9 protein-coding genes are annotated in these 8,660 nt (G+C 64.2%); 6 read left to right on the forward strand and 3 right to left on the reverse strand.

From position 1 onward, the window contains the following. From ALLO2_RS02245 to ALLO2_RS02250, 3 genes are all read left to right on the forward strand, one after another. On the forward strand, positions 1–1,101 hold a 1,101-nt coding region (locus tag ALLO2_RS02245; RefSeq protein WP_035729443.1), incomplete at its 5' end, for a recombinase family protein. Between the two features lie 1,131 nt (positions 1,102–2,232). Further along, a complete protein-coding gene (locus ALLO2_RS23850) occupies positions 2,233–3,447 on the forward strand; it encodes a JmjC domain-containing protein (RefSeq protein WP_084588341.1) in 1,215 nt (404 codons plus the stop codon). Then, positions 3,381–4,247, forward strand: a complete 867-nt coding sequence (locus ALLO2_RS02250) for an aldo/keto reductase (RefSeq protein WP_035729444.1) — start codon at positions 3,381–3,383, stop codon at positions 4,245–4,247. The genes ALLO2_RS23850 and ALLO2_RS02250 overlap by 67 nt, the downstream gene beginning before the upstream one ends. On the opposite strand, the gene ALLO2_RS23855 is transcribed toward ALLO2_RS02250, so the two are convergent. The 3 genes from ALLO2_RS23855 to ALLO2_RS02260 form a co-directional block, all read right to left on the reverse strand. Beyond that, positions 4,238–5,089, reverse strand: coding sequence for a hypothetical protein (locus ALLO2_RS23855; protein ID WP_369808118.1), 852 nt, complete (start codon positions 5,087–5,089; stop codon positions 4,238–4,240). The genes ALLO2_RS02250 and ALLO2_RS23855 overlap by 10 nt on opposite strands. A 133-nt stretch (positions 5,090–5,222) precedes the next feature. Beyond that, entirely contained in the window at positions 5,223–5,432 is a 210-nt protein-coding gene (locus ALLO2_RS02255; protein WP_023841918.1) for a DUF397 domain-containing protein, read from the reverse strand. Continuing rightward, entirely contained in the window at positions 5,429–6,319 is an 891-nt protein-coding gene (locus ALLO2_RS02260; RefSeq protein WP_035729445.1) for a helix-turn-helix transcriptional regulator, read from the reverse strand. Before ALLO2_RS02260 ends, ALLO2_RS02255 begins: the two co-directional genes overlap by 4 nt. Before the next feature lie 320 nt (positions 6,320–6,639). Here ALLO2_RS02260 and ALLO2_RS02265 point away from each other — a divergent pair, with 320 nt between their 5' ends. The 3 genes from ALLO2_RS02265 to ALLO2_RS02275 all read left to right on the forward strand — a co-directional run bounded on the left by ALLO2_RS02265 (position 6,640) and on the right by ALLO2_RS02275 (position 8,187). Further along, complete coding sequence (locus ALLO2_RS02265) at positions 6,640–6,933, forward strand: hypothetical protein (RefSeq protein ID WP_023841920.1); 294 nt, start codon at positions 6,640–6,642, stop codon at positions 6,931–6,933. Positions 6,934–6,994: 61 nt separating this feature from the next. Continuing rightward, positions 6,995–7,579 carry an ATP-binding protein gene (locus ALLO2_RS02270; protein WP_023841921.1) on the forward strand — a complete coding sequence of 195 codons (585 nt, stop codon included), beginning with the start codon at positions 6,995–6,997 and terminating at the stop codon, positions 7,577–7,579. Positions 7,580–7,638: 59 nt separating this feature from the next. Next, positions 7,639–8,187, forward strand: coding sequence for a hypothetical protein (locus ALLO2_RS02275; protein WP_023841922.1), 549 nt, complete (start codon positions 7,639–7,641; stop codon positions 8,185–8,187). The last annotated feature ends 473 nt before the right edge of the window (positions 8,188–8,660 follow it).

Genomic DNA, 8,660 nt, shown 5'->3' on the forward strand with positions numbered 1-8,660 from the left:
CGCACGGCGGAGCGTGTCGCACGGGCAGCACAGCAGCGGGCCGAGCAGGGCCGCCACCACGGCGGACCCCGGGCGTACGGCTACGGGCCGATCGTCGGCACCGACCACGCCGGCAAGCCCGTACGGGACTTCTACGCCCTCGTGCCGGACGAGGCGGCGGTTATCCGCCGCATCGCGGCCAACATCCTGGCGGGCGTGCCGTTGGCGGCNATCGCCCGCACGCTCAACGCCGAGGCGGTCCCGACCGTGACGAAGGCCCACCGGCCGATCTGCCCGAACAACGTCAAGGGCCGTCGGGCGTGGACCGACTGCCCATGCCCGTACCGCGGGTGGAACGCGACCACCCTCAAGGAGATGATGGTCAACCCGCGTCTGATCGGCATGCGCGGCTACCAGACCCGCAGCACGCGGCGCAGCACGGGAACCATCGCGGTCATGGGCCAAGCGGTGTGGCCGGCGATTCTGGACGTCGATACGTGGGAGCAGATCCGGGCGATCCTCACGGACGCCTCGCGGCGGACCAACACCAACGCGCAGAAGCTTCGGCGCATGCTGGCGGGGTTCGTCTACTGCGCCTCGTGCGGGCACAAGCTGACCGGGAACGGCACGAACGGGACGCGGCTGTACTGCCAGCGGCGTGACGGCCGCTGTCCGGCCAAGGTCCGAATCGGGGAAGCCTTCCTCGTCGGGCTGGTCTCCCGTGCCGTGCGGGGGCGTCTCGACGAGCTGGTTCTCCGGCCTGTGGCCATGGACGACCCGGCCGCCGCTGAGCTGGGGACGTTGGAGGCCCGCAAGAGCGCGCTGGCGGACCGGTGGGCATCCGGGAAGATGGACGATGACGCCTACGACGATGCCCACAAGGCCATCGTCCGCCAGATCCGCGCGGCCGAGGCCCGGATGCACACCAGCGCGCGACGGCGCGCCACGCTGCCCGTGGAGGGCGCCGTGGGCTGGGACGGGCTCGGCGAGGACATCGCGGCCAAGCGGGTGATCCTCACCCAACTGATCGACGGTGTGATCGTCGGCGGAAACGGGACTGTCGAGGGTGATGATGTTCAGCGTGTGCGGATCGTGTGGCGAGACCTGAACGACCCCCGGTAGCCCACGTCACCGCAGAAGGCCCCGGCGTCTGCCGGGGCCTTCGTCGTACCTGCCCGCTATGACCCTTTGAGAGCCACACTGGCACGTTAGAACCGCCTTCCCCGCTGGCAGGGGGGGAGAGATTCCGTCCCTGGACCGTTAGCGGGCCGAGCGTGAAGGGGCCGAAGAGTCAGCGGGAGTGCCACCGTCACGGCGACACGCCGTTGCCCACGCCGTGACGGCGGCACGCTGTGCACGATTCTCGGCGGCCTGGGCGGCGCGCGGGCACCGTGCCGATAAGCGCCCCCTGCGGAGCAGGATGCGACGTCACAGCGGGATGGTGCAAAGCCAGCGACACGGCGCGTCGGTGGAACCAGGGCGCTGACCTGCGACGCTGTGACGTACGCGGCCGATGCCAGCGATCAATGGTCCACATTAACCAGTCCACTCTGACTATCCCCGCTGGGCACCCGACCCGCACAGCGATCTTGCACGACAACCACGGTTGTCGATTGCGAAGCGGCAGCTACCCGACCCGCGACGAAGCATCTCCTTGGCTGACAACCAAGGTTGCCGGTGTGGGTCGTAACGTGACGATCGTGCCGGCCGGCCGGCCGGGCTGCGCTGCCCGACCGCCTCGCCAGGCGCTCAGCGGCCCGGTGCCGCAGGTCGGCAACGTCCGGGGTGCAGGTCATAACGAAGGCCAGCGTCACGGGGCTCTCGCCCTTGCTGGTGCGGCCGGCACATCGTGCCAGCCGTGGCCGGGTGGGAACCGAAGGAGTTCCCGAAATCGGTAGCGACTCCGGGAGCGGTCCGGTAATCTTTCAGTCGCTGCCCGCAATCAACCAGAATCTGGGCTGCTTCGGCCTCGCTTATCGTCGCGGGCGCCACGGCTGATGCTCACGGAAGGAGACCAGCGCAATGACGCCACCGGATGACCTCGTCATCGTGGTAGAGGAGTTGGCCACGATCCAGGACCGCGGCGACTTTCAGACCTCTGATGGACCCGTCGGTGACAGCGGCGAGAACAGGGACGGCTAAGCATCGACGTTAGCTGTCGCCGTACGACCCTGCCTCTCTTTCATCTGTTTCGGTTGGTTTTTCATGGCGATCTGGGTGCAGGCCGAAGGAGCCACCATGTAAAGGATGTTGATGGATCATCAGCTCATCCGCGATATAAAGACCGCGTTGGCATGGTCCAGACCCAGCTCGACACCCTCCCGGTTCCTACGGGGGACTCTTCCTGATTCTGGGATATGCCCCAGGGTGCTCACGCCGACCAGATTTCTAGACCTGATAANGAGACGAAGCCTTGTCTCGCCCCAGATGCGGTGCTTTCAAAACGAATCAGAGCTGCATCCAAACTCCTTGCTTCAGATGAACACGACGAGGCGAGGGCAGGTCACTCCGATGGTCGATATGCGCCGGCTGGCCGGACTTTTGCAATCAGGCTGCACCCTGGTGTTGGNCGCGGTCAACCACTTTGATCCGACGCTAGAGGTTGCGTGCCGAGCGTTTCAATGGTGGTTGCGCGCGCCTGTGNAGGCGAACGTGTACCTCACAACGGGCGACGCGGCGGGTTTCTCCCTACACTGGGATGATCACGACGTCATCGTCCTACAGTTAGCTGGCGACAAAGAGTGGGAGGTCCGGGGTCCGTCTCGCCGTGCTCCCATGTACCGCGACGCCGCACCCAATACTGAGCCTCCCAAAGACATCGTGTGGTCTGGTACCGTGAATACCGGTGACGTGTTGTATATTCCCCGGGGCCACTGGCATCGGGCGAGCCGCACCAGCAGAGGTGACGGGTTTAGCCTTCATGCTACCTTTGGGTTCACGAGACGAACGGGCGTCGATTGGTTGGCTTGGCTTGCGGACCAGTCGCGCCGCGAAGAGGTGTTTCGGGAGGATCTGAATCAGCGGGGAGAAGACCCGAAAGAACATCAAAACGACGGCGAGAAAATTATTGTTGCCGCATCGCGTCTTCTTACGTCACATCCGCCGGCCCATTACTTGGAATCCGTGGCGCATGCCACCTCCGCAGGCCGGTATGTCTCCACAGCCGGCATTTTTGGTCCGCCATCCGCGGTCGTGTGCGTTACTGATTTTCCACCTCAGATAGAGACCCAGGGCGATACAGTGGCGGTCGCGACGGCGGNGAAANGGATCGTCTTNACCAGGAAAGCATTACCAGCCCNTGGGNTGCTTCTGTCGGGCAATCCTGTGTGCCTTGACTACGTATCGTCCGCAGCGGGGATCGATGGCGCGCGCCTTGGGGAGATACTTGTCCGGGAGGGCATATGCGCGGAACTGACTCCGGAATTATTCTCGGGCTATACCGGTCTGACCACAGACGGCAAGCTTTAGAGGATGCCCTTGCCGTTGGCATTCAATGCCTAGACACAAGCTACAACTATCATGGGTTCGACTCGCATCGCCTTCTCTCAAGCGTCGTGGGCGATTTACTTTCCATGTTCTCCATCTCGACGAAAGTCGGCTTCTTCCGAGAGTCCGGACGGGTAGTTCACACCCTCGACCCCGGCCGGCTTCGCCGTGCGGTGGAGGAATCAGCGTGCGACCTTGGACGCATCCCGGACGTCGTCTTTCTGCATAATCCTGAGAAGTCCCTTGTGGGAGTGAGCCCCGTACAAGCCCGTGAGCGCTTGGATGCGGCGTGCGCGGCGCTGTATGAAGCGGTAGCCATGGGTCTGTGCGCGTCGTGGGGAATATCGTCCTGGGATACGGNGCCGCTGATCCGGGCGCTTGACGGCGATCTCTTCGCGAAGGCTCCCACGCCAGACGTGCTCATGGTCCGCGCGGGGCTGACGGTGCCGTCTGACCAGCTCGACGCGAGCGAGCGGGCGGCGCAACGTCTGGGCGTCCCGTCCGATCGCCTGTGGGGGATGAGCCCGTTCGGCGGGGACGCCGCACGCGACGTCTGGAAGAGAATTAAGGCGGCCACCTTTCTTCAGCCAAACGAAGAAGGGTCAAATGTGCAAGCCGTCTTCCGTGTGTCATATGAGCTGCCAAGAGTAACGCGGATAGCCGTGAGTTCCGGCAGCACAGACCATATGAGGGAACTTGTGTCAGCCGAAGCGCTAAAGGTTGACCTAGACCAGATCGCTCGTTATCGGCAGCTCCTCCGTGAGAGAGGCGCTCACATCTGAAGGTCTTTCACCAGCCTTTCGACAGCCTGACATGCCGGCTCGTGAAGCGGCCCTGAATACGAGGCGGGCGCGCTGACAATGTCCGCGCACAGAAATAGCGTCATGATCTTACCTGTCTTGCTTTCCAGTTCCTCTCTGTACTCTCGGTAGATGCGGCTAGCGAGGTCGGGAATTGCCAGGCTGTTGACCCACAGGTTCGCTGGATCCAATCCGCGCGGCGCCATTCCCCAGTCTTCCCAGTCAAGCAGCATGCATTCTGGTGCCGTGAGATTCGCCCAATTTAGGTCGGCATGCGCGGCTGACCATTGCTCGATCCTAGTGTCGATCTTGCCACCGCAGGCCCGACTGATTGCCAGGTCCACCCGCGCTTGCGTTATTGTCTCGGTGTGAGGAGTAGCTAGCCGGGTGGTCGAATGCCCGGCAAGCGCGGTCAGCGAAGATCTCAGCGTCGCCCACCACGCCTCAGAAAGGTCGGGATCGGTAGTGAGGATACCACCGGGTTTAACGGGATGATCCGCGACGAAATCTGTCTCGTCAGCCCTCCACATGAGATCCTGGTCGGGATCGTTCCAAGAGACGCTTTGCCTCCAGACGGGCCGGGCCACGCCATGAAGNATCGATGAGGTCTCTGTTCCGTTCCATCCCTGACCGGTCATCTTCTCTGGAGATCGAACCTCAACACGGACCCAGGTTCCTCTATCGCTGGCGAGGCCAATTGAGCGTCGCTTCCGCACGACCGCAGTTCGGTCAAAGTGAACGTCTAGTGATCGCTCGACACGTTTCAAGACGTCGTTATAGGACCCCGACCTGAGATCCAATTTAGCGCGGACGTTTGGCACGATGGAAACCCTATCTCTCTCGTCGCTCGGGCGGAGTGTCACCCGTCCGCCTGCGCTCAAGCGCCACGCGGACGGGCAACAATAGTGAAGACGTGTAAAATGCTATCTCGGCGCCCTATGGACACCGTATCGGCTGTCAGGCCGTGAACTCTCCATCCGTCACACCACGCACGAACGCCGACCATTCCGCACTGGTAAAGACCAGCGCCGGCCCGGTTCCATGGTTCTTGCTGTCTCGTAGGGCGACAAGGCCGCCGTCAAGGAATGCAACCTCGACACACTCACCCTTAGCGTTGCTGTAGCTGCTCTTGCGCCACACCGCGCCGGAAAGATCGTGACTGTTCATGGTTCGAGACTCCTAGCTCGATCAATGAGCATCTTGGTGCTCGCGTCCCGCTCGGCCGCAGATTCCCACATCGCGCTGAACGACTCTTCGTATTGCTCTACCTCACGATCTTTCTCTAGATACAACGCTCCGGTAAGTCCCTCCACGNAAACCGTTGGCGGTTCCCCCGCTCGTCCGGTTCCGTTCTCGGGAAACCGAAGAACGACGAACGGACCCGACGTGACGCCCGCGTGTAGGCCGGCACTGAACGGCATTACCTTGATCGTGACATTAGGCAGCCGATTTACGTCCGCAATCCGTTCGAGTTGCTGCGCGAGCACCTTCGGGCCACCAACGGGGCGATGCAGAATCGACTCGCTGAGAACAACATTCAGGACCGGGGGATCGGTCACTCGGGTCAGCAACGCCTGCCGGGCCATGCGTACATGAACTCGCCGGTCTATTTCGTCGTTCTCGATATCGGGGTCTTCCGCTCTGATCAGGGTCCGTGCGTACTCCTCTGTTTGGAGGAGACCGGGAACGAGTTCCGACTGGTAGCACCAGAGGCGAGAGGCTGCCTCTTCGAGCCCGATGTACAGGTCGAGCCAGGCCGGGATGACGTCGCCGTAGCTGTGCCACCAGCCGCGCGCCTTCGTCTCCTTCGCGAGCCCCATCAGCGCCTCGGTCAGGTCGGTGGGTGCACCGTAGATCCGGCACATGATCTCTACGTCAAAGCTCCGAAGCGAGGTCAGCCCCGACTCGATGCGCCAGATCTTGGCTTCGGACCACTCCAGGCGCCGTGCGGCTGCCCGCACGGTCAGCCTCGCCTGGTTTCGAAGATCGCGTAGGTACCGGCCGAGCTGGCGGCGCGGCACGGTCGAGCCCGTCGTCGTGGTGCCTTCTGGCATCGCCCCTCCTTCGGTTTGAGGGTAGTCCATCACCCGAAATGAAAGACTCCGGTCGCTGTTTCGCAACAATATCAACATCTCTCAGCTTGCATTGTGAGTCTTGCATGTTGGGTCATCACGGTGTTTGACTTCTGCGTGACAGCAGGCGCGCCGAGAGTGGCCGCCTGGCCGCCTACGGCGCTGCCATCGGCGGACGCTCGCGTCTCTCTGCGTTGCCAAGGCGCCCTCCTCGGCGGCATCTGCCGCGCCCTGCTGTCTGCGGCACGGAGACGGAGGCGCGGCGCGAGGGCTACCCGTCGCAGACCGAAGGGAGAGAGTCCATGGACGAACGCCGGTTCGTGGTGTGGGACGCGGACGGACGACCGCTCGGGGCATTCCCCGACTTCGACACCGCCCACGAGTGGGCGCACGTGCGGATGCGGCAGGCGCGAACCCGCCTCCCCCTGACACTCGACGACCGTGTAGCGAAGGTCAGCCGCCGCCTATCCCACGCCCGCTGTGGGCTGGTGGCGTGGGCCGAATTCGCCGTGTTGCCCGGCTGTGACCTGCCCGCTCTCGGCGCAGCCGCAGCCGACACGGCGCGGCGCCAGCCTGCACAGCACTCACGGTCGTGACCATCCGGATCATCGGCCGCTCGGCGGCCGTCCGCGCGCTGACCGCCGCACGGGGCTCAGCATGACTGGTGACTCATCGCCTGTGATCCGGGTGGCCGTGGCGCACTTCCCGCCGACAGCCGCCGCCCTTCCCGACGTGCGCACGAGCACGGCCTGCACGCTCAGGGAATGGTCAGTCGACTCCGACACCGTCAACACTGTCGAACTCGTCGTTTGTGAATTGACATCGAATGCCGTGAAGGCGAGCCGCCCGGAAGACGTCGTGGCCATACGGCTCACCGCGACAGGAGAATACGTCCTTGTTGAAGTGCGGGACGGCAATGACACTGCTCCCCGTATCAAAAGCCCGGACCTGTTCAGTGAGGACGGACGCGGCCTGCTGATGGTCGACGCACTGTCGCGCCAATGGTCGTGGTGGAGAGTAAAGACCGGCGGAAAAGTTGTCTGGGCTGAGATTCCCGGTGGTTTGCAGGCCACGCCGCCGTCGACGCAGGCCCCTACGCCGATGCCGACGCGGCGACCGAGGGTCGGGCCGGAACCCACGGCGCCGGTCGTCTACCGCACCGACCCGGAGACCCTGCGGCGGGTCGCAGACGCGCTGCGCGCACTGGACCCGTGGCACCGGACCCCCTCCGGCCGACGCTAGCCCGAAGCCATCGCACACACGGCACGACGCATCGCAACCTGACCGAGAAAGGAGGGAACATGGGGCGAGCTGGTGGAAGAGCGGAACAGAATGCGCTACGGGTCCAGATGCTGGACGCGGGTATGACCCATGCGGAGATCGCTGACGAGTTCATGGTTCGTTATCGGGTTCGTCCTCGCACAGCTTTCCGGCAGGCGTACGGCTGGACGCTGACACGGGCCGCTGACCATATCAACGGCCACGCGGCCGAGCTTGGTATCGATCCGGACGGCGGGGCGCGGGTGACCGAATCCCATCTGTGTGAAGTGGAGCATTGGCCGGACGGGTATTCACGACGCAGGCCGACCCCGCAGATTCTCGCGCTGCTGGCGTCCACCTATGGAACGGACGTCCACATGCTGGTGGACGCCCGCGACCGCGCCCGGATGCGACCGGCTGACCGGCTGGTGATCGACGCCATGACGTGCCAACGTCAACCGGCCGACTGCCACCGCTGCCACCGCCGGGAACCGGCGGCGGCCACGCCCCGGGTGCCGAGGGCACGGCCGGACGCGCTGGCGTCGTCCGGGCGCCTCGCTGTGTCGGCATACCCCCTGCCGATCGGGTAGCCGTACCGGTCGCCGTGCCGGTCCCCTGTTTGAGCGGCGACCCCGCAAGGGCGCCGCTGGCGCAGGCCACCGGCTCCGCTGGGACTGCCCAAGGACAGCCCGACTCGTAGCCCTACAGGCCACGTGTTCACATCTGGACGACCTCGGCCGCTGGGCATCCGCACGCTCGCAGGCTCCCGCATGGGTCGCTACGTTCCTGTTCGGTATGAATTATCCAAACTTCCCGTCCGTCCGCCCACCGGAGCACCCATCGGCCCGCCCACCGGACCACCTGTAAAGATGGGTGGGTCTGAGATGTCGCACTGGCGCAGGTCAAAGCACCTGCCACACCCACCCAAGCACTCCGCGACTTAAGAGCGTGTCTTGCGTGGCTGCCCGGGGTACATATCGATCATGGATGTGTTGGGGAGCAGCCTTGCCGGGCGGCTGGTCCCGGACGAGTTGCGGGAGCTGGTGGAACCGCTGCTGCCCCG

It is taken from the genome of Frankia sp. Allo2 (genome assembly GCF_000733325.1).
Taxonomy (GTDB): Bacteria; Actinomycetota; Actinomycetes; order Frankiales; family Frankiaceae; genus Frankia; species Frankia casuarinae.